Consider the following 25,058-nt stretch of genomic DNA (forward strand, 5'->3'; position numbering starts at 1 on the left):
ATTATTGAATTTAATCGGGGCTGAGTTTTGGGGATAGCTGCTATATTTGCTCATATTGTTTAACAACTTCTAATACCTGTTCTTTTGTGACTTGTAAGCTCATAGTTCCGCCACACAGAAATAACTTAATTCTTCAGTCTGCAGTCGGACTGCAGACTGAAGTCACTACTTGTCTTTAAAATTCCATCTTTTTATCTTTATGAAGCCATTCCAGCAGAATAGTCTCACGAGTTTTTTTAATTTTGGCCAATGCCTCAGGCGTCCAGGTATAGAAACCTTCTCCTGTTTTGGCACCCAGCTTGCCTTGCTCCACAGCTGCTTTGAGCAGCGGCGAAATCTTCGTGTCATTGCACAGATCTTCCAGAAGGTAACCGGAGATGTTGTAGAAGATGTCTAACCCGCCCAAATCAGTGCTTTCTAATGGCCCTGTCGTAGATAAACGCCTTCCCAGACTATACTTCATAGTGGTGTCAACCGCTTCTTTACTGGCAATACCTGACTCTACTATATATAAAGCTTCACGCAGCAAGGCAAGCTGCAGGCGGTTGCCGATAAATCCCAGCGCCTCACGGTTTAAAGCGACCGGCTTCTTCCCGATCTTCTCCATCAACTGCCAGGTTACATCCACAGTTTCCTGAGAGGTATGCTTACCTGGCACCACTTCGACCAACGGAACAATATGCGGCGGGTTCCAGAAGTGGGCAACCACAAATTTATCCTTACGGCCAATTGCCTCTGCAATCTTAGTCGGACTCAAACCAGATGTATTTGTGGCAAAAATAGTATGGGGCCGGCATATTTTATCGAGCTTGGTAAATACCTCCTGCTTAATTGGCAATTCCTCGGCAATAGATTCAATAACGAAATCCGCATCGGCTGCTGCTTCCTCAAGGGTGGTAACACCTTCAATCTTTGCAATAATTGCCGGAATATCAGCTGCTTTTACCAGGCCGTTTTCCTGATAAGTTGCCAGAGCGGCTTTCACTCCCGCAAAACCTCTGTCAACACTCTTGTCAGAACGTCCATACATTTTTACATGATAGCCTGCCATCGCAAACATTACGGCTGTTCCAAACCCCATGGTCCCGGTTCCCAAGTTGCATATAGTTTTGATGTTTTCGACTTTCATCCAAATTCCCCCTATTTGTCTACTATTGCTTATAACCTTTTATCGCAAAAAACATGCCAATGCACAACATTTCTTTATCCGGTTAGTGCTAACCAGATAAAGAAATGTGCATTATTAGAACAGCTACAAAGCGGTTACCCGGCAATTACAGAAAATGCAGCCCGATGAGGAAGATTGGCAACGTCCAAATTAAAGCGGTAACACAATAGCCCATAATGTCACGCACGCCTAGGCCGGCAATAGCCAGGGCAGGCAGAGCCCAGAACGGCTGCGCCATATTCATCCATTCCTCCCCATAAGCAATGGCCATAGCCGCCTTCCCCAGATCAGCTCCAAGGGCCTGGGCAGCCGGCATGACAAACGGTCCTTGAACAACCCAGTGGCCGCCGCCGGACGGAACCGCCAGGTTAACCAGACCTGAGCTGAAGAAGGTCAGCACCGCAAAAGTATCTTTGGTAGATATATTGACAAACCAGTTGGTAATAATGCCGCCCAGGCCGGAATGCTCCATCATGACCTGAATGGCCGCATACAGGGGAAACTGAACCAAAATACCGGCAGTGCCACGGGCGGCATTTACCACGGCCCGCATATAGGACATTGGCGTTTTATGCAATAGAATACCGGCGGTGAAAAAAATCAAATTTACGGTATTAACGTTAATATTAAATCCATTCTTGACAAAATACATCACAAGGTACACGCATCCGAGAGCACCAACCAGTATCGCCAGAAAGGTGCTTTCCTCAACTCTTTCAGCCCAGGAGGCGTTTGGTCCCAAAACCTTTGACGTGGGCGGCTCTTCTGCCAGCAGGCTGGGATCTACGGCAACCACATCCTCAGGTTTTGGCAGCATCGACTTGCACAGAAAAGGAACTACTACAATAAGGGCCAGGGTAATAAAAATATTGTACGGGGTAAATATCGTCTGGCTAATGGGAATAAGACCAATTGTCGCTTCCATCGGATTGCCTTTGGTGGCGGCAACCAGCGGTACTGAGCCGGACATACCGCCATGCCAGGTAATAAAACCAATATAGGCACTGGCAATAAGCAGACGGTAGTCGGACCCCGCAACCCTGCGGGCTACCTCACGGGCAAATAGCGCGCCGACAACCAGACCGAAACCCCAGTTAATGGCACTGCACACCGCCGACATAAAGGCCACCAGCATAACGCCCTGAGCCGGAGTAGCGGCAACGCCGGCAAGATTTCTCATGCCCCGGCGCAATAGCGGCGAGCTTGCCAGTGCGTGTCCGGTCACGAGCACCATGGCCATTTGCATAGAAAATGCAAGTAAGTTCCAGAAACCGTCGCCCCACATTTTAACCATTGCCAAGGGACCGTTGGGCGTTATGGCAATACCTAAGACAAATACAATTATCGTCAGGAATATTGCGAAAACAAGCGGGTCAGGCAAATAACGCTGAACCATTAGAGTGAGAAACCGTGAAATTGTCTTGATCATAAATCCTTATCTCCTCCTGTATGTAGTTTGCATATACCGTTGATCTGCCATTATCATTACAACATGGTTGTTTACATGTATTGAAATGTTTGCACCTCCCCCACGATATGGCTCTGATCAAACTTTCATTCCTTACTAGTTGCAAGTAATATGCCAAATACGCTGAATACTCGAATTTGTACTAAACGTTACATTTTTTTGACAAATTATTCACATTAAAAAGCAGCCAACTGCGCAAAAATTTGCGCAATTGACTACTTTTTGTCCGTATTACATCCCCTCCTCCAAACAAAAGAAGAAGTGATACTATCCGAAATAACCCCGGATAGTATCACTTCTCGCTCGCAGTTCTGAAAATATCGACATTTTCGCTTAATAATTTGTTGGCAATCTATAGTTTACTCACATTCTTGATTATCGACTTGTGATTTTTTCCCTAAACCGTGTTCTACTATTTTGTACAGAAGAGCACGACGGCTTATATCCAGCGCTTGCGCCGTTTTGACCTTGTTGCCGTTATGTTGCTTTAGCATTTTGGCGATAATTTCCTTCTCCACCCGGCGCATACTGTCTTTTAATGTATTTGTAGCGGCAAGCGGAACTACCCCTTGCTCAGGGGAAGATAAAAGTCCCGGCAAATCGGAAACATCAATAATTCCCTGTGACAAAATAACGGCACGTTCAAGCACATTGGCCAATTCTCTCACATTTCCCGGCCACGAATATTGACAAAGCAGATTCATCGCTTCAGAAGTAATCAACGGCACTTCCAAATGAGCTTCGAAGGCAAATCGACGGATAAAATGGTCAATAAACAACGGAATATCCTCCGCACGCTGCCGTAGGGGCGGCACATGTATGGGTACAACTTTTAGCCGGTAATAAAGGTCATCCCGGAACTCTCCCTTGCGAATCGACTCCTCCAAATTACGGTTGGTGGCGGCAATAATCCTTACATCCACTTTAATGGTCTCGGTACCTCCGACCCTGTCAAACTCCTTTTCTTGCAGAACACGCAATAGTTTCACTTGTATGAGTGGCGGCAGTTCCCCGACTTCATCCAAAAAAATGGTACCTTTGTTAGCACGTTCAAAGCGGCCGGGCTTTCTGGCTGTGGCGCCGGTAAAAGCTCCTTTTTCGTAACCAAATAACTCGCTTTCTACCAGTCCCTCCGGCAACGCCCCACAATTCACCTTGATAAAGGGACCATCCCGCTGTACGCTGTTATTGTGAATGGTCTTGGCAATCAGTTCCTTCCCGCTGCCACTTTCGCCGGTAATTAGAACAGTAGCATTGGTCTGGGCAACACGCCCTACAATTTTATAAACATTTTGCATTAAGGCGCTTTTCCCAATAATATTATTGAGTTGATATTTATTGGGATGGTCTTCTTTTAAAACCGTTTCCTCATCTCTCATGCGTCGCATTTGCAGCGCCCGGGCTAATACGTTACGGATCTCATCAACGTTTGAGGGTTTAACCAAATAATCAAAGGCTCCCATCTTCATGGCTTCAATGGCGGTATCAATAGTTCCATATGCAGTCATGAGGATAACCGGTATTTCGGAATACTCCTGATGAATTATCTTAAATGTCTCTAAGCCATCCATAACAGGCATTTTTATATCCATAATAATAACAGAAGGCATATTAAGCTTTGTCATTTCCAGAGCTTTCAACCCGTTTTCCGCCAAGTAAGCCTGATATCCGGCTTTCGTCGCAATATCGAAAATCAACCGGCGAACAGTAAGCTTATCATCCACTATCAATACAGAATTATGAATCGGCGCTTCTGGCATTTTCTCACCCCTTTACTGCCGGAAAAATCAGCGTAAACGTACTTCCCTGATTTACTTTGGATTCAACTAAGATAACTCCGTTCCAGCTTAGCATCAAATGATTGGCAACCGTTAAACCAAGTCCGGTTCCGTTTGCCTTTGTAGTGAAAAAAGGGTCAAACATCTTTTTGATGTTCCCGGGCTCAATCCCCGGTCCTGTATCGGTGAAGCTTACGCGAACTTTGCCGGCAGCCTCCTCATAACCCGAAGAAATAGTAATTGTCCCTATTTTGTCCATTGCCTGGATCGCGTTAATTAAAATATTTAAAAATACTTGCTTTAACTGCTCTTCATTGGCCATAACATCAGGCAAAAGCGGTGTCAGTTCATGCTTAAACACCACCTCTGTTCCGTGGGCCCTTATTTCAGCCAATACCAGCGTATTTTTCAACACCTCGTTAACATTTGTGCGGGTCACCAAATCCAAAATCGGCCGGGAAAAACCTAACAACTCTTCCGTTAGGTGATTCATCCGGTCTACCTCATGGATGATAATGTCGTTATATTCCTGTCGCTCACTAAGCGTGATATCTTCATTTTGCAATTGCGAAAATCCTTTGATGGCCATTAACGGATTGCGAATTTCATGAGCCAGGCCAGCAGCCATCTCGCCAATTACGGCCAGACGATCGGCTCTCTGTACCTGCTCTTCCAGTATCTTTTTTTCTTCCAAATCATGAGCCATATCATTGATAGCCATAGCAATTTCACCAATTTCGCCGCTGGGCGGTACTATTTTGTATGATAAGTCTTCTTTAATATTCATAAGTCCTTTTTTAATGCGTTTTATATCCCGCATTAGATGAATTAACAGAAATGCGATACCGGTAATGCCCACAATTAAGCTAACAGCCATTGCCCAGTAAATATGTCTCGTTATAGCATTAACCTGGGTTTCAACATTTTCCGTCAATTCATTGGCCCAAACGTAACCGATAATTGTATTATTGCGAATAACCGGAACCATGGCATTCATAATTGGCCCCCTAACTAAGTCTCCCTCCTGTATCCGGGGTATCCCGGTTGTCATAACGATCCGGCCTTCATGAGTATCACTAATTGGCAAACCCACTTTATTATCATATATATCACTCGGCCCATACGTTATAATTGCCTCTAACTCCCGGCAATAGTAGCCAACCCCAATTCCGGGATAAGCACGCGCTACATCATTTGTATAAGCTCGAAGTTCTTGATTGAGTATTGTAATCTGGGTAGCTTTGTCAGCATCCTGCACGCCATTTTTTCGCAATATATCGTCATATGTACCGGCAAGATAATAATCCAGCATCTTTGCCGCGCCAAACAACTTCTGCTGTTTCTCCTCCATCATACCTTCTGTCACCGTATTAACAATATAATAACTAGACAAGAGAACAGGCAGCCCGGCTACAATAATTACTAATATAAGAAGCCAGCTCTTAAGACTTTTAGGAATCATCCAATAACCTCCTGTGTATTCGTACAATGTCACCTTAATAATCACAATTGCAAGTTTCGTGCCATATTTAAATTCAAGATACTGTCAAATTACTTATTATTTTATCAGAAAATAGCGCATTTTGCTTGATGTTACTAACATGTAAAGTAAATTAAAACAATGAAATGAGCAAAAAAAGTCGTAGTTGCGCAAAAAATTGCGCAACTACGACTTTTTTTTGTTCTCATCTATTATAAGCATATATATCCGTCCATATAGTGTCTTTCGTAAAATCTTCTTTTATTTCAAAGTTTGGCACAATTTTTGCATTAATTCTTTGTGTGAAAAAAGACAATACAATCAAAAGGAGTGAAAAGGTTGGCTAAAGTAATCACAGCCGCTGAAGCTGTAAAACTCATAAAAGATGGAGATATGGTGGCCACGACCGGCTTTGTCGGCAGCGGACATCCCGAAGCCTTAACAGCTGCGCTGGAAAGACGTTTTCTCAAAGAAAAAACGCCCCGTAATCTTGGATTAATCTTTTGTGCCGGACAGGGGGATGGTAAGGATAGAGGGTTAAACCATTTAGCCCATGCCGGTCTGGTAAAACGGGCAATTGGCGGTCATTGGAACTTAGCACCCAAATTAGGCCAATTGGCGGTTGACAACCAAATTGAGGCCTACAATTTTCCCCAAGGAACACTAACACATTGGTTCAGAGAGTTGGCGGGACACAAGCCCGGTGTTATTACCAAAGTTGGTCTTAATACTTTTGTAGACCCTCGCATTGAGGGTGGCAAGATCAGCGGTATCACTACCCAGGATCTGGTCGAAGTCATTCAATTAGACGGCGAAGAATGGTTATGGTATAAGCCCTTTCCTGTAAATATTGCTTTAATACGTGGCACAAGCGCTGATGAAAAAGGCAACATTTCGATCGAACGCGAAGCGGTTTCCCCTGAATCCTTATCCATTGCCCAGGCAGTAAAAAGCAGCGGCGGTATAGTAATTGCCCAGGTTGAAAGAATCGTAGCCAACGGAACGATACATCCGATGCTGGTAAAGGTACCTTCTATTAGTGTAGACTACATCGTTGTCGCCAATCCGGATGAACATATGCAGACATTTGTCCAGCAGTATAACCCGGCTTACTCCGGCGAAACCCGTATTCCCTTATCATCATTGCCGGCTCTGCCACTCAATGAGCGTAAAATTATTGCCAGAAGAGCAACAATGGAATTAATTCCCGACGCCAGAGTGAATTTAGGAATTGGGATGCCGGAGGGCGTTTCCATGGTTGCTGCCGAGGAAGGTATTAGCAATACTATGACCTTAACAGTAGAAGCTGGCCCCATCGGCGGCGTTCCTGCCGGCGGATTGGAATTTGGTGCGGCTGCCAATGCCGAAGCCATTCTTGATCAACCCTATCAATTTGACTTTTATGATGGCGGCGGACTTGATATCGCGTTTCTGGGTCTTGCCGAAACCGATGAACTGGGCAATATCAATGTAAGCAAATTCAAAGGCCGCGTTGCCGGCTGCGGCGGGTTTATTAATATCACCCAAAACTCTAAGAAAGTAGTTTTCTGCGGAACCTTTACCGCCGGCGGGCTAAAAGTCCAGGTTGCCGATAATAAGCTTTCTATCGTACACGAAGGTAAAGCCAAAAAGTTCTTAAAAGAAGTAGAGCAAATTACTTTCAGCGGCAATTATGCCAGAAAAACCAGACAAACAGTCAAGTACATCACGGAAAGAGCCGTTTTTGAGTTACAAGCGGCAGGCATGACAATTACCGAAATAGCACCCGGTATAGATTTAGAAAAAGATGTGCTGGCTTATATGGATTTTAAACCTATCATCTCTCCTAGCCTGAAAATTATGGACGAACGTATTTTCCGTGATGAACCAATGAATTTGAAAATTGATTAACAAGTAAAATCATAGAGGTGGTAATACATATGACTAATATCGTAATCGTAAGTGCCGTTCGGACAGCGCTTGGCAGCTTCAACGGTTCTCTGGCTCCCATATCTGCAGTTAAACTTGGCGCTACCGTTATCAGTGAAGCAATTAGCCGCGCCGGCATCGAAAAATTTTCAGTTGACGAGGTTGTCTTTGGCAATGTTCTGCAGGCCGGTTTGGGTCAAAACCCAGCCCGTCAGTGTGCAGTAGGCGCCGGCATACCTGTTGAGGTTCCAGCCTACACAGTAAACCTGGTCTGCGGTTCAGGAATGAAGACTGTGGCCTTGGCTGCTCAGAGTATTGCCAGCGGAGCCGCCGACATAGTGGTAGCCGGCGGTACGGAGAGCATGAGTAATGCCCCCTTTGTTTTGAATAAGGCTCGCTGGGGCTATCGTATGGGTAACGGTACCGTAACCGACGTCATGATAAATGACGGCCTATGGGATGCATTTAACAACTATCACATGGGTATTACCGCCGAAAATATAGCTGAAAAATATGGAATCACCCGTGAGGAACAGGATCAAGCGGCCTACGAATCGCAAACCAAAGCAAGCCAGGCTATACAATCAGGCGCTTTTAAAAAAGAAATTTGTCCTGTCACCATTCCGAGTAAAAAGGGGGACATAATTTTTGCTGTGGACGAATTCCCGCGCGCCGGCACTACCTCCGAGAGTCTGGCAAAATTAAAACCTGCCTTCAAAAAAGACGGCACCGTCACTGCCGGCAATGCTTCAGGAATCAATGACGGTGCCGCAGCCCTTGTCCTTATGTCCGAAGCCAAAGCAAAACAGCTGGGCATTAAACCGTTAGCCCGCATCATCGCCACTGCCACCGCCGGTGTCGATCCGAGCATAATGGGAATTGGCCCGGTTCCGGCAGCCACTAAAGCCCTGAAGCAGGCCGGTTTGTCCGTTAATGATATCGATCTTTTCGAAGCAAACGAAGCGTTTGCTGCTCAGTTTATTGCCGCCGGCCGGGATCTCAAGCTGCCAAAAGAAAAGGTAAATGTAAACGGTGGCGCCATCGCGTTGGGACATCCAATCGGTGCAAGCGGTGCCCGTATTCTTGTGACTCTTTTACATGCACTGGAACAAAGAAAGCTGCGCCGCGGTTTAGCTACACTCTGCATTGGCGGCGGCATGGGCATTGCCACCATTATCGAAAGCTACAACTAATACCATACATGTTATATAAATTTATCAGGAGGATTTTAGATGGATATCAAAAAGGTTTTAATTATCGGAGCCGGCCAAATGGGCAGCGGTATTGCCCAGGTTATGGCTCAAAGCGGCTTAACCGTTATCATTCGTGATATTAAAGAGGAATTTGTGCAAAAAGGGCTTGAGGGTATTGCCAAAAATTTGGCCAGAGCCGTGGAAAAAGGTAAACTGACTGCTGCTGACAAAGCTGACATTATGGGACGCATTTCCGGCGCAGTTGAGCTTACTTCTGCAGTATGTAATGTTGATTTGGTAATTGAAGCAGCTGTTGAAAATATGAACATCAAAAAGAGTATCTTTGAACAATTGGACGAATTGACTCCGGCACATACTATTTTGGCAACTAATTCCTCTTCTTTGTCAGTCACGGCAATCGGTGCCTTTACCAGACGCCCGTCCCAGGTTATTGGCATGCATTTCTTTAATCCCGCTCCTGTTATGAAGCTTGTTGAAGTCATTAACGGCCTGGCAACAAGTGAGGACTCTTTCAATACTATAAAAGAACTTGCACTAAAATTAGGCAAAAGTCCGGTAAAAGTATTTGATGCACCCGGCTTTGTCGGCAACCGCATCATGATTCCGATGATTAATGAGGCTATCTTCACGCTGGCAGAAGGCGTCGCCACCGCAGAAGATATCGATACTGTCGCTAAACTTGGCTTTAACCATGTCATTGGGCCACTTGCTCTTTCCGACCTTATCGGCAATGATACTGTCCTCTATATTATGGAAGTGCTGTATAAGGAATACGGTGACCAAAAATACCGTCCTTGCCCGCTGCTTAAGAAAATGGTGGAAGCCGGATATCTGGGACGTAAAACCGGCAAAGGCTTTTATGATTATAATGCCTAGAAGGGTTTATTCCGCGCTTCTATCGGTTTAGTTAGAATAGTTGCAATTACGGTATATGTAAAATTATATGTCAAAAAAGGGGCTGTCGCAGTAACCCAGCCCCTTTTATTTCCACCCCCAAAGAGGCGGACTAACCGCCTCTTTTATGTTGTCACATGCTAAGAGGAAAAAGGCATAAGAAAAACCGCCCCCAAAGGACGGTTATGGTATAATATGTAAAGGACGGGATTACGGCCCGTCCTAAACTGAATACGGGAGGTGATTTCATGTGGATTTCTCCACAGGTGATTGTCTGGTTGATTATTGCGCTAACAATAATCGCACTTAAACCGGATAAAATCACTGTCTGGTTCCGCTAACCTCCGGTATCCATCGAACGTCCCTGCGCCAACAGGGGCGTTCATTTAGTTTCTATGCTTATTATACCCTATTTATACATATTTTAAAATGGTTTATTATTATTTTAAATACCCCACCTTTCTAAACGCCCAAAAATCCGGGTTTTTCAGTAGCTTCCTAGCGGGTGAGTTTTCTGAACTTCAGTCGATGCGGCTGATCGGCTTCTTTGCCAAGGCGTTTTTTGCGTTCGGCTTCGTAGTCCGAATAGTTACCCTCAAAGAAGGTCACGACGGAGTCACCCTCAAAAGCCATGATGTGACTCGCGATGCGATCAAGGAACCAGCGGTCGTGGCTGATGACCAACACGCAACCGGCAAAGTTTTCCAGTGCATCTTCCAGGGCACGCATGGTGTTCACGTCCAGGTCGTTGGTGGGTTCGTCAAGGAGGATTACGTTGGCCCCGGTTTTCAGCATCTTGGCCAGATGAACGCGGTTGCGTTCACCGCCGGATAGCACGTCCACTTTCTTTTGCTGGTCCTGTCCCATGATGTTGAAGCGCGCGCAGTAAGCCCGAGAGTTAATCTCGCGGTTGCCTAGCTTGATAGTGTCGTAGCCGTCGCTGATAACTTCGTAGACGGTTTTTTCGGGCTCAAGGGAGTCGCGGTTCTGGTCCACGTAAGCCAAACTAACGGTTTCGCCGACTTTCAGGTTACCACTGTCGGGCTTTTCCTGTCCGGTGATCATCTTGAAGAGAGTGGTTTTACCGGCTCCGTTTGGGCCGATGATACCGACGATGGCTCCAGCCGGAATCATGAAGCTCATGTTTTCCACGAGCACCTTGTCGCCCATAGCTTTGCTGACATTTTCGGCTTCAATGACGATCTTACCTAAGCGCGGTCCCGGTGGAATGTATATTTCCAAATCCTTACCCAAGCGCTCAGACTCATGTGAAAGCATGGCTTCATAAGCGTTGATCCTGGCTTTGCTCTTGGCGTGGCGTCCTTTGGGAGCCATGCGGATCCACTCAAGTTCGCGGGCCAGGGTCTTCTGCCGTTCGTCTTCGCTTTTTTCTTCGTTGGCCAGACGTTGTTGCTTTTGTTCCAGCCAGGAAGAGTAGTTGCCCTTCCAGGGAATGCCGCGACCGCGATCAAGTTCAAGAATCCATCCAGCCACGTTGTCAAGGAAGTAACGGTCATGGGTTACGGCAATTACAGTACCGGGGAAAGTTTTCAAAAAATGTTCCAACCAGGATACCGATTCAGCGTCCAGGTGGTTAGTTGGTTCGTCCAGAAGCAGGATGTCCGGGCTTTTCAGCAGCAGGCGGCACAAGGCCACACGGCGGCGTTCACCGCCCGAAATCACCGAAACCGATGAGTCGGGCGGAGGGCAGCGCAAGGCGTCCATGGCCATTTCAAGCTTGGAGTCCAGATCCCAGACGCCCTTGATGTCCATAAGCTCCTGCACTTCACCCTGGCGGGTGATAAGCGCGTCCATTTCGTCCGGTTCCATGGGCTCGGAAAATTTGGCGTTGATGGCTTCGTACTCATCACGAATCTGAACCAGTTCTTGTACGCCTTCTTCCACCACCTCGCGCACGGTGCGGGTTTCATCCACCAACGGCTCCTGTGGGAGGTAACCGATGGTGTAGCCGGGGGCGATAACGGTCTTACCGTCAAAACTCTGATCTTCTCCGGCCAGTATTTTGAGGAGCGAACTTTTGCCGGATCCGTTCAGACCCAGGACACCGATTTTTGCTCCGTAAAAGTAAGAGAGCGAAATGTCCTTGAGGACTTCTTTCTGCCCGTGTTTTTTAGATACACGGATCATGGAATAAATAATTTTGTCTATTTCCTGACTCATATACTCACCTCTTAAAAATTTTTAGTTAAAAGTAATAATAAATTTCTTGATAATACTATCAAATTTACGGGCAAATAAAAACAAGTGCAATTGTCTACATATAATTATAGCACATCCCGTCATCGCAACACACTCAACATGTGTTTTGATAGAAACGTGGTACAGATTGGCGAAAGTAGGGTTTTGCGGGAAAGTTATACCCCTAGAGTAACAGGAGGTATAAGCAAAAATCAACTAATTGCGTTTTCATGGCCTAAGGCACCCATATGTCAAGTACACACTGAAAAAATATTTATGTTCTTCAACTGCTAGATACATTCTCCTTTTTATTCTCTTTTAAATAAGTATAATTATAATAGAGCTATTTGTTGTTCAAATACAGTGTTTTGCATGAGTTTAGGCCTGTGCAATAAATCAGTGAAATAGTATATCACGCAGATAAATAGGAATCTAGCGAGGGTTGAGAATGAAAGATGTTTTTTTGATTGGCGGTACAATGGGCGTAGGGAAAACAGCTACTTGCCAAATTTTGAAGAAAAAATTGAACAACAGCATTTTTCTTGATGGGGATTGGTGCTGGGACATGTACCCATTTCAAGTTACCGAAGAAACAAAACAAATGGTCATGGAGAATATTTGCTTTCTTTTGAATAATTTTATCAAGTGCTCTATTTATGAACATATTGTATTTTGCTGGGTTATGCATGAACAAAGCATTATTGACGACATTCTTTCACATCTTGATACGGCGAATTGCCGTGTTCATCTTATATCCTTAGTCTGCGATAAACAGTCGCTACAAGCCCGACTGAGCAAGGATGTAGATTCCGGTATCCGAGTGGAAGATATAGTTTGTAGAAGCATAGAACGCATCGCTCTTTATGAAAAACTGGACACATATAAGCTTGATGTATCGAAAATCACACCGGAGCAAACAGCCGAATTTATTATTCAGAATTGTTGAATTCCAATATGCAAACAAGCACCACGAAGGAGGACTAAAAAATGGAAAACTGGTTTACGCTTGATCAAATTGATATATATACTCACATAATCAGTGAATACCGCCATTGGGAGGAAACACATTGCTACCTGCTTGAAGGTAACGAGCGGTGTTTGCTCATCGATACAGGGCTAGGCATCTGCAATATTTCCGAAGAAGTGAAAAAACTGACGGACAAGCCGGTAATTGCCGCGGCAACACATATCCATTGGGATCACATCGGCGGGCATGAATACTACCCAGATTTCTATGCTCATGAAGCAGAATTAAACTGGCTGTGTGGTGAGTTCCCACTGACGATGGATACCATCCGGGGTATGGTGATCGACCGGTGCGATTTACCGGAGGGCTATGATGTCAACACTTATAAGTTTTTTCAGGGAGTTCCGACACGGGTACTGAAAGACGGTGACACCATTGATCTGGGTGGGCTCGTAATCACGGCGCTGCATACACCGGGGCACTCTCCGGGGCATCTATGCTTTTGGGAACCGCAACATGGATACTTATTCACCGGTGATCTTGTCTATAAAGACACACTGTTTGCATATTACCCTTCCACCGATCCGCAGGAATATCTCACGTCACTTGAAAAGGTTTCTGCTCTACCCGTAAAAAATGTGTTCCCCGCACATCACAGCCTAGACATTCAGCCCGAAATTTTGATCCGTATGCGGAACACTTTTCGTCAACTGAAAGTTGATGGAAAGCTACATCATGGCAGCGGCACCTTTGATTACGGTGATTGGGCTGTTTGGTTGTAATGATATAGAACGTAATATGAATTCAAGATGAAATATAGATAACACAACGGAGGGATGGCTATGCTTGAAAAAGTACCAACGAATGAAGAAATGATTATTCTAATCGGACAACCCTTATTTGATGTATGGACGAAGCTGACCGATTTTATTGAATCAAAATATGATATGGATCGTCTTTGGAACAACGGCGGGAAGAAATGGACCTATGAGTATAAATACCGAAGAGGCGGGAAATCCTTATGCGCTTTGTACGCAAAGGAAAATGTATTCGGCTTTATGATTATTTTCGGCAAGGCGGAGCGGGAAAAAGTTGAAGCAATCCGCAGTGATTTGTCGCCCGAAACACAACGTATTTACGACGAGGCGACCACCTACCATGACGGAAAATGGGTCATTTTTGAATTAACTGATACATCATTGTTTTCAGACATGGAGAAGCTGTTAATGATTAAACGAAAGCCTAATAAAAAATAATGTTTTGGCGATGTTGTGTCATAACAGGCTGTCAAATAATCCATACTTGAGAAGGAGAAAACACCAATGGTACATTTAGTTTATTGCGATAACACCGGCAAAAAGGGCGAGCATGTTTTAGATAAAATCTTATCCGGAACAAAAACAATGATTGTCAGGGGTGCGGCAGGACGTAAAATTCCGCATAGCCGTGTTTTTAAGGGCGAAAGCCTGTACTTTATGGAAAAAGGCACGGCTCTTATTGCGGCAAAAGCCGTTGTGAAATCCGTACAAAATTACGTGAAGCTGACGGAAGATGAAATTGTAAAAACCTTTGATGATCATCAGGACAAGCTGAATTTGACCGATAAACAGCGCACGCGCTGGCATAAAAAATGCCTGTGTCTGGTGGAGTTTGAACAGGTGGAAGCGATTGAGCCTGCGTTGGCATTTGACCATCAGGGCAATATGGACGACTGGCTGATTATCGAAAAAATTGAAGACGTGGTTGTCGGAACCAGCATTCCATATAATTATGAAAAATCGAAGTTTTGATAAAAAATGCGGGTAATTGAATCAGAGCAAGTAAAATCAAGCCGTACGCTCTCTGCTCCTATATAATAAATGCAGGGCAGTAGAAACGGGGTGAACAGACAAATGTACGAGTGGCACAAGCAGATTCAAATCATCGTTGATGAAATAGACGAGTGTATCAGACACTATCACAATGAAGCCCTGACACTGAGGTTTCTTTCCCGCAAGCTGGGTTATTCAGAATTTCATACCACCAGAAAGTTCAAGGAAATATCGGGTATGCAGTTTCGGGATTATCTGCGGCTTAGAAAGCTGACCTTTGCGCTCAAAGAGGTTCGGGATCATGAAAGAAGCCTCTTGGATATTGCTTTTGATTACGGCTTTTCCTCTCACGAGGCTTTTACAAGAGCTTTTAAGGGAACCTATGGGGTAACGCCAAGTGAATACAGGAAAAAGCCTGTGCCTGTGGTTCTTCGTACAAAAATCAACCCTTTCGACCGCTACTTTTTCGGATTTGGAGAGATTGGCATGATAAAATCAACAGAGGATGTTAAAATTTATTTCGTAACCATTCCCGCACACAAGTTTCTGCATATTAAAAACTACGAAAGCAACGGATATTGGGATTTTTGGCAAAAGCAAAGTCAGATTCCGGGGCAGGACTGCGAAACCATCTGCGGCTTGCTGGAAAGCATCAAGGGGAAACTGGATGATGACGGCGGAAGCGATGCAAACAGCGGGAGCGGCCAGCTTATGGCGTATATCAGCGATCCGGAGGGCAGGCTCTGCGATTGGGGTTTTCCACGCACAGAGTGCTATGGTGTGCGCCTTCCTGCTGATTACCGGGGCGAAGTACCGTCGCAAATGCTGATGATTGATATTCCCGAAGCAGAGTATGTCGTTTTTGAACATGGGCCGTTCGATTACGAGCAGGAAAACCGTAGCGTGGAGGAAAAGATAGAAACTGCTATGTCAGCGTTTGACTTTTCAGGCACAGGGTATTGCTTTGATACAACGCCTAGCAGAATCATTTATATGTATCATGATCCGGAGCGATTTTTTAAATATATTCGGCCGGTACGGAAGTAAGTTGATACGACTGCCTATCCACTATCGTTTCTGACGGGAAACCAAATTGGCATATTCCTTAAAAATCCCAAGCGAGCAGGCTATATTTCACGATTTATTATATCGGAGAAATATAGCCTGCTCAATGTCTTGATATATTCAATTTGTACGTAATATTATGAAATATGGTATTTCTGCGTAGGGGGAGCGTAGGCGCACCCGTATGTGAAGTACACACCGAAAAATAATTTGCTGACAAAAATCTTTTTATCAATAGATGGTATTTTCTTTGGCGGGAGTGTGTAGGAATCGAACCCACCATCGACAGGTTAATGCCGAACGGACAGTTTTGAAGACTGCAGGAGCCACCAGGCCCCATCCACTCCCATATGAACTTTACATATATAATATATCATGAGGCTTCTTATTATTCAAGGTTCACCGTCCGCAAACACAAACCTTTAATGTCCTTATTTGAGAGTACATAGGGTTTTTAGTAAAAAAATGTTACTTGACACTGGCGTATTGCCTCTGCTATAGTGACTACATCAACCAAATAACGTTAGGCAACGAAGCCTTCGCAATTCATTTGCGAAGGCTTTTTCTGTCTACGGTTCCGGACAATGGCGTCCTGAAAGCTGCGGCTTTTAGGGCGCTTTTTGTATTGGAGCCTCACAAGGAGGGATGTTGTTATCCATACATTTGCTTTTATCGTAAAAATATTATTAGATAAGGGAAGGGATGCAAAATGAGAAAACTATGGACTATTTTCAGTGTGTGCCTGTTAGTAATGCTCACATTCATACCGGCAGCCTTTGCTAATGAAACTGCTGCCGCCCCGGCTGCTGTTGATACTGGTGATACGGCCTTCGTTCTTGTATGTGCTGCACTTGTTATGCTTATGACTCCTGGTTTGGCCTTATTCTATGGCGGCATGGTAAGAACTAAAAATGCCTTAAGCACCATCATGCAGAGCTTTTTTGTCATCGGTCTGGTAACTGTGCAATGGACACTCTTCGGCTATTCGTTAGCCTTTGGGCCTGACATCGGCCATTTTATCGGCTCACTGGACTGGATAGGCTTAAACGGTGTTGGTCAGGCGCCAAATGCCGATTATTCCGCCACCATTCCCCATCAGGCCTTTATGATTTTTCAGAGTATGTTTGCGGTTCTCACTGTCGCTTTAATTACCGGCGCTTTTGCCGAACGGATGAAATTCGGCGCTTTTGTCGTATTTGCCTTACTCTGGACTACCTTTGTCTACGACCCTATTGCCCACTGGGTATGGGGTGTAGGTGGCTGGATTCGTGAACTGGGTGTGCTTGACTTTGCGGGTGGTACGGTTGTTCATATTATTTCCGGTGTTTCCGGCCTGGTTATCGCCATGATGATTGGCAAACGCAAAGGATATGGCACTGAGGTTATGATGCCCCATCATCTGCCGATGACGGTAATCGGCGCCTCGCTGCTCTGGTTTGGCTGGTTCGGCTTCAATGCCGGCAGCGCCTTATCTGCCAACGGCCTTGCGGCCAGTGCCTTTGTCGTTACCCATGCAGCCGCAGCGGCTGCCACCGTATCCTGGGTATTGACCGAATGGCTTCAGCATGGAAAGCCGACGATCCTGGGTGCTGCCTCCGGTTGTGTTGCCGGTCTTGTTGCCATCACTCCGGCTGCCGGTTTTGTCAGCCTCATTCCAGCCGTCATTATCGGCCTGGGTGCCGGCATTATCTGCTTCCTGGCGGTAGCTGTCCTCAAAACGAGACTGGGTTATGACGATTCGCTTGATGCCTTTGGCGTGCATGGTATTGGCGGCACCTGGGGGGCTATCGCTACCGGCCTGTTTGCCTCCACGGCAGTTAACCCTGCCGGTGCCGATGGTCTGTTCTACGGCAATCCCGGCCAGCTTGTCAACCAGCTCATCGGTGTTGGCGCCAGCTGGATATTTGCTGCCATTATGACCTTTATTATTCTTAAAGCCATCGGTATGTTCATGCAGGTCCGCGCTAACCCTGAACAGGAAACGCAAGGCCTTGACATCACCGAACATGGCGAACGCGGTTACGCTTACCAGGACTTCATGGCAGGTTCACCGGTTGGTCTTGGCTCTGCGGTAAACGCTGCCACTCAAGAAATCACTGTCAAAAAGACAACGCTGGCATAAGCGGCAGGTACTGTGCGCTTGAGGAAAAGGAGGAAAAATCATGCGACCAATAACCAAAATTGATGTTGTTACCCGTCCGGAAAAGTTGGAAGAACTCAAAGAAGCTCTGAGAAAAATTGGTGTTACCGGTATGACAGTGACGCAAGTCTACGGTTGTGGCCTAACCAAAGGGCATACCGAAGTATACCGGGGACAGGAATACAGTATCAACCTGGTCCCTAAGGTAAAGGTCGAAATTGTCGTCTGTGAAGTCCCGGTAGAACTTGTGCTGGAAGCCGTCAAGGCCGCTTGCCGTACCGGTAAAATTGGCGACGGCAAAATCTTCGTCTACCCGGTTGCCAACGCCGTGCGCATCCGTACCGGTGAGGAAGGCGATATCGCCATTATGGACCCGGCTGACATGCCGAAATAAATTTGTTTCCTAAAAGCTGCGCTATCGACGACAAGGTATATGCAGGATACCCTGCGTCAGATAACAGCGATAAAGAGACCTTGGAATTCAGTGAATTCCAAGGTCTCTTTGCTCATCCCGTTGTGACGGTCTTTTGTCGCTTTCAGGAACATTTATGCTTTTCTTTGCACTTGCTGCAATTTCCATTACATTGGGTTAATAATAGTTTGTAACAGCGCGGGCAGCGTACCTCACCCTGTTCACAGACCATTTTGCATTGCGGGCAAATTTGCTGTTGCATGGCAATCACCTCAATAAGCGGCTACATTACGAACGCCGCCACAATAGCACCGATAATAAAGGCAAATACCCAGGAGCTAAGCCAAATCAAGCCACCCTCTTTGCTGCCGCGTTCTTTAAACATGACAATTACGGTGGCAACACAGGGGACAAATAAAGTAATGGTTACCAGCGACACTAAGGTCTGAGCCGCCGTAAGATCCATATCGCTTAACCCGGCAGCGCCAAAGTCACGGCGGATAAGACCCATGATAAAAGCGGTAGCTGTTTCCCTCGGTAGTTTGAGCATGCCTTCGGTCACAGGAGCCAGCGCTGCCTGGATAGCCTCCAGCAGTCCGGTAACCTGCAAGACGGAAATAATCAGCGCACCCAGCATAAACAGCGGCGATGCTTCCAAAAGAAATGCATAGGATTTGGTAACCGTCTTTTTCAGGACGTTTTCTCCACGCGGTAAACGAATGGGCGGTAAATCAATGAGAAGGTCAGAGGATTGGCCTGGCAATACTTTGTTGAGAATTTTACCTGTTATACCCAATACCAGGAGAATGACACCAACATAAATGGCAATATATTTGCCGCCAATGCCTGCCAGCATCCCGGCAATAACTCCCAACTGGGCCGAGCAGGGTATAGCTAAACCGAGTACGGCGGTAGCAATTGTCCGCTCACGTTTGGTTCCTAAAATCCGGGTAGTAATGGTGGCCATGGTTACACAGCCAAAACCTAAAATCAAGGGAATGATAGCTCGTCCGTTTAAGCCGATGCTGATCATAGCCCGGTCAACCAGGGTGGCCAGACGCGGCAGGTAGCCTGAGTCCTCCATGATGGAAAGCGCAAAATAAAAGCCCACAACCAGTGGCAGCAGCAATCCCAGAATATAAGTTACCGTCATGGTTAAGACGCCGAATTCACCAATCAGGATTATGCCAAGCACCGATTCCTCGCTGACAAATCTCCCTATCAGATCCCGCACCGCCGGTTCATACATCCCCTGCATGACCGTCTCTTCGGTAAAACCGACAATGTCCTGGGCGACAATGACACCAATCAGATAATACATAGCATACAGCACAAGGGCAAAAATGGGGATACCGGTCCAGGGCCGCAGCATATACCGTCCTAATTTAGTACCAAACGTAGTACCTTCTTGTGTCTCTTTTACCACATGCTTGACAATATCATTGACCCTATGGCGGCGGGCATGGTAAATTTCTTCCCGCATATCGCCTGCAGGTATGCCGTGACGTTCTGCCACATGGGGATCTCCTTCCAGCACTAACAGTGCTTCACCCCAGGAGCCAATCCGGTTAAGCATGCCTTGCAGCTTACTTTTCAGTTCAGGTTCTATCAGACCTGTCCGGGCTTCAAAAAGCCGGTTTTTAACCTCATCAAGACCTTTTCCCTTTACCGCTACGGTTGAGATCACCGGCACCCCCAGAAGATGCTCCAGCAAATCAAGATCCACTTTAATCCCCTGGGCAGCAGCCTCGTCCATCATATTGATGGCAACAATAGTAGGGATTCCGGTATCAATGACCTGCAGTGTCAGAAACAGGTCGCGTTCTAAGTGTACCGCATCAACTACATTTAAAATTAAGTCAGCGGAAAGAATAACATCTCTGGCTACAATCTCTTCATCATTAAAGGAAGAAATGCCATACACGCCAGGTGTATCAATTACCACATCCTGTTTGTAACGTCCATGCGAAATATCAACAGTAGTGCCTGGAAAGTTGGATACATCCACATACATGCCGGTTAATGCGTTAAAAAACACAGACTTGCCGACATTTGGGTTACCAACAAGTACAATCTTCCTGGCTCCCTCAGGGATGTCCATATGACTTAAGCTATTATGACAATGACTCATTTTCTCCTCCAATGACTAATAACAACCTGCTACAGGCGCTATGTACCGCCTTCTCTATATAACCAAATAACCAAGCTTTTAGGCTGGCTTCACTTCAATATTCTCGGCAAGACGGCGGCCAATGGCGATTTGCTGTTTGCCTCTGCCGACAACAATCGGCCCGGCAGGCAATTTCTCATAACATTCCACTTCAGCGCCCTCTGCAATCCCAAACCGGATAGCCTGTGCTCTGATGGCAGCATCTGGAATAGCAGCAATCAAAAGACGCTGACCGCGTGTAGCTTGAGCAAGTGTCATATATATTCCCCTTCCAATAGCAATAATCATTATCAATATTTAAATAAAAAATTACGCCACCTAACTGGCGATAACTGCTATCTATTTTCAAGCACATTATATGAAAATTAGTCATGACTTGTCAAGGAGGAATTAAGCACTGCGCAGCTTTAGCAAAACAAACAAGGACCAAACAGAGCGATGCGCTCTTCTGATCCCTATTGCAGCCAATCCCCCTATTTTATTGGACGGAAAAAACTTCCGGATACAGTAGTCTGGCCAATTGTTCCACACCGTCGGCCAAACGGAAAGACGGAGTGGACACCAGCTTTTCATCGACAATATAGACCTGGCCCTCACGCACGGCCTTTATTTTGTCAAATCCCGGACGCTGCTTAATCGCCTCCGGCGTTACCCCCGGATTCATCGGACCGCGCTGGGCCAGAAAAACGTCAATTTCCTCAGCCTTCATCAACAGGCGCTCGCTGCCATAGGCAGCTATACTGCCGGAGGTCTTGAGCGGCTGAGCATCGGCAGCCATATTTACGCCTCCGGCCAGCTGCAATACCCTGCCAGGCATACTGTCAGGAGTTATGGTCCGGTATTCTGTAGTGGTTGCCTCAAAATACACCCGTTTTTTAACCTGCGCTTTGGCAGTATGTTCAGCTACGGCGTTTAACCTGGCATGAAAAGCAGCCAATTGTTCACCAGCCTGCTGCTCCCTGCCTGTTAAAACAGCCAGCTTTTTAATATAGCCGTCAAACTCCTCAAACCTCTCCGGATAAAGACAAACCACCTTAATATTGGCTTGCTCTAAGGTTTTGACAAAGTCAGGATGGCTTTGCTTGATAAACGGCCGGATAATAACAACATCAGGCTGCGCCGCCAATACCTTTTCCGGGTCGGCGCGGTAATCAAACACCGGCTTGTCCTTGGCTGCCTGCGCAGATTCAGCCGGACTCACACCAATAATTTCGGCTTCAAGACCAAGGGCCAGGAGATTTTCCGTATGGGCCGAGTACAGCGAGATAATGCGTTTGGCCGGAGCCTTAAGCACAATGGTCTGATTGAAGTCATCGGTGATTTTTATATTGCCGTCAACAGAACCGGCGGCAGGCTTGGATGAGCCGCAGCCGGCCAGCGCCACTGCCAGCAGGACTACAGCTACAACACTTAGCAATTTAGCTTTCATCGGCTTTCTTCTCCCTTACTATATGTCGGAAAGCACGGCAAGACCGGTTTCACCTGCCCTCACAACCCGGATGCGGAATATTTCCTTAATAAGCTCAGGTGTAAGTACGGCAGGTGCCGGACCGTGTGTAATCAGGCTGCCTGAAGCAAGCACAATAGCATCCGAGCAGAAAGCGCTGACTAAGTTCAGGTCATGGATAATGGACACCACTGTCAGCCCTTGCTTGGCACACAGCTCCCGCAGCAAATTCAGGCAGGTAATACTATAATAAATATCCATATTGGAAAAAGACTCATCCAAAAACAAAATCTCCGGCTGTTGGGCCAGGGCTTTGGCAAACAGTACCCGCTGCCGTTCACCGCCGCTAAGTTCGGTAACTAAACGCCCGGCAAAATCCAGTGTGTTCGTGAGTCGCATGGCATTTTCAATAATCGCCAGGTCTCCGTCACTAAGCCCCTGCATCCTGGTCTTAAAGGGGGTACGCGCCATGCCGACAATCTCCAGACAGGTATAAGGAAACCGGATATCCATGTTTTGCGGCACAACAGCAATATGGCGGGCCAGTTCTTCAATCCGGTAAGAACCGATATCCCGCCCTCTCAGGCTTATCCTGCCTGCTGCCGCCGCAAGCTGGCCGGTAATAATGTTAAGCAGGGTTGTTTTGCCTGAGCCGTTAGGCCCGACAATGCCGTTGAAACTGCCCTGCCTGATGTTGAAACTAATGTCTTGCAATACCTGTTTGGCAGCATATTTAAAACTTACGTTCTCTACTTTTATCATAAATAACGCTCCTATTGCAGCGTCTTGTTGCGCATCCTGAAAATATAGACAAAGAAAGGACCGCCTAAAAGGGTAGTCAACACCCCTACCGGAATCTCAATATTGCCGACAGAACGGCCAAATGTATCGGCCGTTAGCAGCAGAATACCGCCGGTGAGGCCACTGAGCGGAATAAGCGCCTTGTTATCTGAACCGGTCAACATCCTGACCATATGCGGCACAATGAGGCCGACAAAGCCAATAATACCGCTGATAGCCACACATACGGCAGTAATCAGGGCTCCGGCCGCCAAAAGTATCATACGCAGGCGGGAAGCGTTAATGCCCAGACTGCGGGCCTCACGGTCCCCCAGGGATACAACATTGAGATCTTCGGCATAGTAATAGCATACGAAGCAAGCAGCCAGAATAAGCGGCCAGCCATATACCACATGCTCCCAGCTTTTAGCTGCCAGGCTGCCGATCAGCCAGGCAACAATGGCCGATACCTGTTCGCCGGCCAGACTCTTAACCATGCTGATGGCGGCTGACAGAATACTGCTGACAATAATCCCGGCAATAACCAGATTGGCAGATGACACATAGCCGCCTACCCGGGCCATAGACATGACAACAAGCAGGGTGGCCACCGCCCCGCCAAAGGCCAACAGCGTGACAGGCAGGCTACTCTGGGCAAGAATATTAAGATAGATAGCTATACTGGCCCCAAAGGCTGCACCTGTCGATACACCCATGGTATAGGAATCTGCCAGCGGATTCCTGAGCAACGCCTGAAAGACAACACCAGCCACCGCCAAGCCGCCGCCAACAGCAATGGCAGCCAGAATGCGCGGCAGGCGGATATCCCAGATAATGGCCGTGATAGCCCCATTTACGTGGCTATAGCTGTCAGCATTGCCGGTAATTTTTCCATAAATAACAACCGCAGCGTCCTCGATACCGATATCCGCCCGGCCAAAACCTACGGCAGCTAAAGTAAACAGAACCATTACCACCAAAAGCACCATAGCCGCCAGACGGGTTTTGGCCTTCTGGCGGCTCAAGAGCGCGGTTAACGTACTGCTCATGCCAATGCGTGCTTACTCACTTTTGAACGTTTGGTCAGAATGGTTGAGAGGTAATTTACCTTCTGGTTACCGGCAGCCGCCAAATCACGAATAATTTCTTCGCCTTCCAGGCCGCATTTTGAGACCATTACAGCATTTTCTACCATACCGTGCTTATGCAGTTTTTCAACAATTTCGGTATAATTTTTATACACTTTCATCAGCACCACATTATCAGAGGCAGCCAGCACTCTTTCCAGCCGCTCATCATCAATGGTAGCCGGTACGATGCTCAGAATATCGCCGCCTTCAGCCAGGGCCACCCCTAAGCGATTGCCAATTGCCGAGAAGGAGTTTACGCCGGGAATATTGACAATTTCATGGCCGGAGGCTTCCAACAGGCGGAAAACATACATATAAGTACTGTATAGCATAGGATCGCCCAGGGTAAGAAAAGCTACTTTTTTGCCGCTGTTTAATAATCCAAGAATGATCTCTTTGTTGTTCACCCAGGCATCGGACAAAGCCTGAGCATTGTAGTTCATAGGAAATACCAGCTCAAGAACCTCAGTCCCCTCCTGGATGTAGGGACGGGCAATGGAAAGTGCCGTGCTTTCATCCTTTTTCTCGGTACGGGGAGCAATAACCACATCGGATGATTTAATGGCGTTAATGGCTTTCAAAGTAAGTAATTCGGGGTCGCCGGGGCCTACGCCGACGCCGTAAAAAATCCCTGACATTATCAAAACAACTCCTTAAAATAAATAAATCTCTGTCACCTCTAAAGGGTTGACAGAGAAATTGCCCAGACTAACGCGCAAATCCCCTCCCCATCGCTCGTGGGTGAAAACCGGTGATTGTCAAACAGGCAGATCTTCTGACTCAGGTTCATAGCCAAACTGCGCCTTCCCAAAATAGCAAGCTATTTCAGTGGCTTGTTGCAGGCAGCTCCCCTTCACAGCGGCGGGACCGTGCCGGATTTCAACCGGCTTCCCTATTAAGCCCAATCGGGCACCTGTTCCATATTAAGTTATTTAAATTGTATGATTAAAAGTGCAAAAAGTCAAGCAGATTATGTCTGCCCCGGTCTCAAAGCATGGCAAATAACCAAATAGCCATTACATATATA

Annotated in this window: 21 protein-coding genes, 1 tRNA gene and 1 riboswitch; of the genes, 10 read left to right on the plus strand and 12 right to left on the minus strand. The window is 46.5% G+C overall.

The genetic code is table 11. The features are described from left to right. Positions 1 to 175 precede the first annotated feature (175 nt). From SPSPH_RS20775 to SPSPH_RS20790, 4 genes are all read right to left on the minus strand, one after another. Positions 176 to 1,129 (minus strand): 3-hydroxyacyl-CoA dehydrogenase family protein, encoded by a 954-nt coding sequence (locus SPSPH_RS20775; RefSeq protein WP_075756111.1) that lies wholly within the window; start codon positions 1,127 to 1,129, stop codon positions 176 to 178. Positions 1,130 to 1,274: 145 nt separating this feature from the next. Then, entirely contained in the window at positions 1,275 to 2,597 is a 1,323-nt protein-coding gene (locus tag SPSPH_RS20780; RefSeq protein WP_075756112.1) for a TIGR00366 family protein, read from the minus strand. A gap of 398 nt (positions 2,598 to 2,995) precedes the next feature. Then, a complete protein-coding gene (locus tag SPSPH_RS20785) occupies positions 2,996 to 4,396 on the minus strand; it encodes a sigma-54-dependent transcriptional regulator (protein ID WP_075756113.1) in 1,401 nt (466 codons plus the stop codon). A 4-nt stretch (positions 4,397 to 4,400) separates the two neighbouring features. Beyond that, positions 4,401 to 5,876, minus strand: a complete 1,476-nt coding sequence (locus SPSPH_RS20790) for a HAMP domain-containing histidine kinase (RefSeq protein ID WP_075756114.1) — start codon at positions 5,874 to 5,876, stop codon at positions 4,401 to 4,403. Positions 5,877 to 6,233: 357 nt separating this feature from the next. Between SPSPH_RS20790 and SPSPH_RS20795 the strand changes: the two genes are divergently transcribed. Genes SPSPH_RS20795 through SPSPH_RS20805 form a run of 3 tightly spaced genes read left to right on the plus strand, consistent with a single transcriptional unit; the run spans position 6,234 to position 9,892 of the window. Continuing rightward, complete coding sequence (locus SPSPH_RS20795) at positions 6,234 to 7,784, plus strand: acyl CoA:acetate/3-ketoacid CoA transferase (RefSeq protein ID WP_075756115.1); 1,551 nt, start codon at positions 6,234 to 6,236, stop codon at positions 7,782 to 7,784. A gap of 29 nt (positions 7,785 to 7,813) precedes the next feature. Then, on the plus strand, positions 7,814 to 8,995 hold the full coding sequence (locus tag SPSPH_RS20800; protein ID WP_075756116.1) for an acetyl-CoA C-acetyltransferase: 1,182 nt from the start codon (positions 7,814 to 7,816) through the stop codon (positions 8,993 to 8,995). A 39-nt stretch (positions 8,996 to 9,034) separates the two neighbouring features. After that, positions 9,035 to 9,892, plus strand: coding sequence for a 3-hydroxybutyryl-CoA dehydrogenase (locus tag SPSPH_RS20805; RefSeq protein WP_075756117.1), 858 nt, complete (start codon positions 9,035 to 9,037; stop codon positions 9,890 to 9,892). Positions 9,893 to 10,408: 516 nt separating this feature from the next. On the opposite strand, the gene ettA is transcribed toward SPSPH_RS20805, so the two are convergent. Beyond that, on the minus strand, positions 10,409 to 12,079 hold the full coding sequence (gene ettA / locus SPSPH_RS20810; RefSeq protein WP_198930936.1) for an energy-dependent translational throttle protein EttA: 1,671 nt from the start codon (positions 12,077 to 12,079) through the stop codon (positions 10,409 to 10,411). A gap of 478 nt (positions 12,080 to 12,557) precedes the next feature. On the opposite strand from ettA, the gene SPSPH_RS20815 reads away from it, so the two are divergent. The 5 genes from SPSPH_RS20815 to SPSPH_RS20835 all read left to right on the plus strand — a co-directional run bounded on the left by SPSPH_RS20815 (position 12,558) and on the right by SPSPH_RS20835 (position 15,934). Further along, entirely contained in the window at positions 12,558 to 13,055 is a 498-nt protein-coding gene (locus SPSPH_RS20815; protein ID WP_075756119.1) for an AAA family ATPase, read from the plus strand. A 41-nt stretch (positions 13,056 to 13,096) separates the two neighbouring features. Next, a complete protein-coding gene (locus SPSPH_RS20820) occupies positions 13,097 to 13,858 on the plus strand; it encodes an MBL fold metallo-hydrolase (RefSeq protein ID WP_075756120.1) in 762 nt (253 codons plus the stop codon). Between the two features lie 60 nt (positions 13,859 to 13,918). Then, positions 13,919 to 14,332 (plus strand): DUF3788 domain-containing protein, encoded by a 414-nt coding sequence (locus tag SPSPH_RS20825; RefSeq protein ID WP_075756121.1) that lies wholly within the window; start codon positions 13,919 to 13,921, stop codon positions 14,330 to 14,332. Between the two features lie 66 nt (positions 14,333 to 14,398). Next, a complete protein-coding gene (locus SPSPH_RS20830) occupies positions 14,399 to 14,866 on the plus strand; it encodes a hypothetical protein (protein WP_075756122.1) in 468 nt (155 codons plus the stop codon). Between the two features lie 102 nt (positions 14,867 to 14,968). Further along, a complete protein-coding gene (locus SPSPH_RS20835) occupies positions 14,969 to 15,934 on the plus strand; it encodes a helix-turn-helix transcriptional regulator (protein WP_075756123.1) in 966 nt (321 codons plus the stop codon). 269 nt (positions 15,935 to 16,203) lie between these two features. Here SPSPH_RS20835 and SPSPH_RS20840 read toward each other — a convergent pair. Next, a tRNA-Sec gene (locus tag SPSPH_RS20840) sits at positions 16,204 to 16,300 on the minus strand. 361 nt (positions 16,301 to 16,661) lie between these two features. Between SPSPH_RS20840 and SPSPH_RS20845 the strand changes: the two genes are divergently transcribed. Both SPSPH_RS20845 and SPSPH_RS20850 read left to right on the plus strand, forming a co-directional pair. Continuing rightward, the gene (locus SPSPH_RS20845; RefSeq protein ID WP_075756124.1) at positions 16,662 to 18,074 is read left to right on the plus strand and encodes an ammonium transporter; all 1,413 of its coding nucleotides are present in this window, start codon (positions 16,662 to 16,664) and stop codon (positions 18,072 to 18,074) included. 40 nt (positions 18,075 to 18,114) lie between these two features. Next, on the plus strand, positions 18,115 to 18,486 hold the full coding sequence (locus SPSPH_RS20850) for a P-II family nitrogen regulator (protein WP_075756125.1): 372 nt from the start codon (positions 18,115 to 18,117) through the stop codon (positions 18,484 to 18,486). Between the two features lie 301 nt (positions 18,487 to 18,787). On the opposite strand, the gene feoB is transcribed toward SPSPH_RS20850, so the two are convergent. From feoB to cobI, 6 genes are all read right to left on the minus strand, one after another. Continuing rightward, positions 18,788 to 20,635, minus strand: a complete 1,848-nt coding sequence (feoB, locus tag SPSPH_RS20855; RefSeq protein WP_075756126.1) for a ferrous iron transport protein B — start codon at positions 20,633 to 20,635, stop codon at positions 18,788 to 18,790. A 78-nt stretch (positions 20,636 to 20,713) separates the two neighbouring features. Beyond that, positions 20,714 to 20,932 carry a FeoA family protein gene (locus SPSPH_RS20860; protein ID WP_075756530.1) on the minus strand — a complete coding sequence of 73 codons (219 nt, stop codon included), beginning with the start codon at positions 20,930 to 20,932 and terminating at the stop codon, positions 20,714 to 20,716. Between the two features lie 220 nt (positions 20,933 to 21,152). Then, positions 21,153 to 22,103, minus strand: a complete 951-nt coding sequence (locus SPSPH_RS20865) for an ABC transporter substrate-binding protein (protein WP_075756127.1) — start codon at positions 22,101 to 22,103, stop codon at positions 21,153 to 21,155. Between the two features lie 18 nt (positions 22,104 to 22,121). Then, the gene (locus tag SPSPH_RS20870; protein ID WP_075756128.1) at positions 22,122 to 22,883 is read right to left on the minus strand and encodes an ABC transporter ATP-binding protein; all 762 of its coding nucleotides are present in this window, start codon (positions 22,881 to 22,883) and stop codon (positions 22,122 to 22,124) included. Positions 22,884 to 22,894: 11 nt separating this feature from the next. Continuing rightward, entirely contained in the window at positions 22,895 to 23,950 is a 1,056-nt protein-coding gene (locus SPSPH_RS20875; RefSeq protein ID WP_075756129.1) for a FecCD family ABC transporter permease, read from the minus strand. Next, a complete protein-coding gene (gene cobI / locus SPSPH_RS20880) occupies positions 23,947 to 24,669 on the minus strand; it encodes a precorrin-2 C(20)-methyltransferase (protein ID WP_075756130.1) in 723 nt (240 codons plus the stop codon). Before cobI ends, SPSPH_RS20875 begins: the two co-directional genes overlap by 4 nt. Before the next feature lie 110 nt (positions 24,670 to 24,779). Further along, positions 24,780 to 24,963: riboswitch (cobalamin riboswitch) on the minus strand. Positions 24,964 to 25,058: the final 95 nt, after the last annotated feature.

The organism is Sporomusa sphaeroides DSM 2875 (assembly GCF_001941975.2).
Classification (GTDB): domain Bacteria; phylum Bacillota; class Negativicutes; order Sporomusales; family Sporomusaceae; genus Sporomusa; species Sporomusa sphaeroides.

Coding starts and splice junctions, on each gene's coding strand:
- SPSPH_RS20775 (WP_075756111.1), bottom strand. CDS start 1,129: ATGAAAGTCGAAAACATCAAAACTATATGCAACTTGGGAACCGGGACC.
- SPSPH_RS20780 (WP_075756112.1), bottom strand. CDS start 2,597: ATGATCAAGACAATTTCACGGTTTCTCACTCTAATGGTTCAGCGTTAT.
- SPSPH_RS20785 (WP_075756113.1), bottom strand. CDS start 4,396: ATGCCAGAAGCGCCGATTCATAATTCTGTATTGATAGTGGATGATAAG.
- SPSPH_RS20790 (WP_075756114.1), bottom strand. CDS start 5,876: ATGATTCCTAAAAGTCTTAAGAGCTGGCTTCTTATATTAGTAATTATT.
- SPSPH_RS20800 (WP_075756116.1), top strand. CDS start 7,814: ATGACTAATATCGTAATCGTAAGTGCCGTTCGGACAGCGCTTGGCAGC.
- SPSPH_RS20805 (WP_075756117.1), top strand. CDS start 9,035: ATGGATATCAAAAAGGTTTTAATTATCGGAGCCGGCCAAATGGGCAGC.
- SPSPH_RS20815 (WP_075756119.1), top strand. CDS start 12,558: ATGAAAGATGTTTTTTTGATTGGCGGTACAATGGGCGTAGGGAAAACA.
- SPSPH_RS20820 (WP_075756120.1), top strand. CDS start 13,097: ATGGAAAACTGGTTTACGCTTGATCAAATTGATATATATACTCACATA.
- SPSPH_RS20825 (WP_075756121.1), top strand. CDS start 13,919: ATGCTTGAAAAAGTACCAACGAATGAAGAAATGATTATTCTAATCGGA.
- SPSPH_RS20830 (WP_075756122.1), top strand. CDS start 14,399: ATGGTACATTTAGTTTATTGCGATAACACCGGCAAAAAGGGCGAGCAT.
- SPSPH_RS20835 (WP_075756123.1), top strand. CDS start 14,969: ATGTACGAGTGGCACAAGCAGATTCAAATCATCGTTGATGAAATAGAC.
- SPSPH_RS20845 (WP_075756124.1), top strand. CDS start 16,662: ATGAGAAAACTATGGACTATTTTCAGTGTGTGCCTGTTAGTAATGCTC.
- SPSPH_RS20850 (WP_075756125.1), top strand. CDS start 18,115: ATGCGACCAATAACCAAAATTGATGTTGTTACCCGTCCGGAAAAGTTG.
- feoB (WP_075756126.1), bottom strand. CDS start 20,635: ATGAGTCATTGTCATAATAGCTTAAGTCATATGGACATCCCTGAGGGA.
- SPSPH_RS20860 (WP_075756530.1), bottom strand. CDS start 20,932: ATGACACTTGCTCAAGCTACACGCGGTCAGCGTCTTTTGATTGCTGCT.
- SPSPH_RS20865 (WP_075756127.1), bottom strand. CDS start 22,103: ATGAAAGCTAAATTGCTAAGTGTTGTAGCTGTAGTCCTGCTGGCAGTG.
- SPSPH_RS20870 (WP_075756128.1), bottom strand. CDS start 22,883: ATGATAAAAGTAGAGAACGTAAGTTTTAAATATGCTGCCAAACAGGTA.
- SPSPH_RS20875 (WP_075756129.1), bottom strand. CDS start 23,950: ATGAGCAGTACGTTAACCGCGCTCTTGAGCCGCCAGAAGGCCAAAACC.
- cobI (WP_075756130.1), bottom strand. CDS start 24,669: ATGTCAGGGATTTTTTACGGCGTCGGCGTAGGCCCCGGCGACCCCGAA.